Here is a 737-nt window from a genome sequence, read left to right on the forward strand (position 1 = left end):
GACGAATTTACTCGTAAGTCTGAGTTTGTGGATCGTCAGTCATTTTCGATTACCGATTCAAAAGTGACGGTCGATGAATTTATGGAAAGTAATGGTCAGGTGACTTTCCAGCCAGTAGTAAATGTGACATACGAATACCGTATGCGCGAGCCTGGTAGGTACTAACTGACGCTATTCCCCTTAATCTATCCCTAATAGTTAATATCATTGCATTTTTTGGAGGAGCCACGCTCCTCCTTTTTTGTGCTTTTCGGTTCTTTAAAATCTCCCGTCACTTTGCCGCGTGGCGTCATTTTTTCTTACGCGCAGCGATAGTTTTTCTTGCTCGTTGAAACTGCGCATCGTTTGTACAGTGAGCTTCTCGAAAACAAGTTCATGAATGACACGAAGGAAAAACAATGGCACACCTATCTTACTGGTTTAAGCAAGCGCTTGAACTTGAACAGCCTCAACCAGCTAAGCCACTGAATGAAGATATCGACGCTGATGTCGCGATTATTGGCGGTGGTTACACCGGACTTTGGACCGCCATTATGATCAAACAGCAAGCACCGAAAAAGCATGTTGTTGTGATAGAAAAGGGTCTGTGCGGCAGTGGCGCGTCTGGAGCGAATGGTGGTTGCATGCTGACTTGGTCGACAAAGTTTCCGACCTTAAAACGTTTGTTTGGTGAAGCTCAGGCTGCTTGGTTAGTCAAAGAGTCCGAACAAGCCGTGCTTGAAATTGACGCGTTTTGT

1 protein-coding gene and 1 pseudogene are annotated in these 737 nt (G+C 45.2%); both read left to right on the forward strand.

All coding sequences use genetic code 11. The features are described 5' to 3' along the window. Positions 1-165, forward strand: a pseudogene (locus R8N49_RS26885) (acyl-CoA synthetase); the annotation flags it as partial. 233 nt (positions 166-398) lie between these two features. Then, positions 399-737, forward strand: a 339-nt coding sequence (locus R8N49_RS26890; RefSeq protein ID WP_318190424.1) for an FAD-dependent oxidoreductase, incomplete at its 3' end; no start/stop codon positions are given.

The sequence above is a fragment of the Vibrio sp. 1978 genome (genome assembly GCF_033344345.1).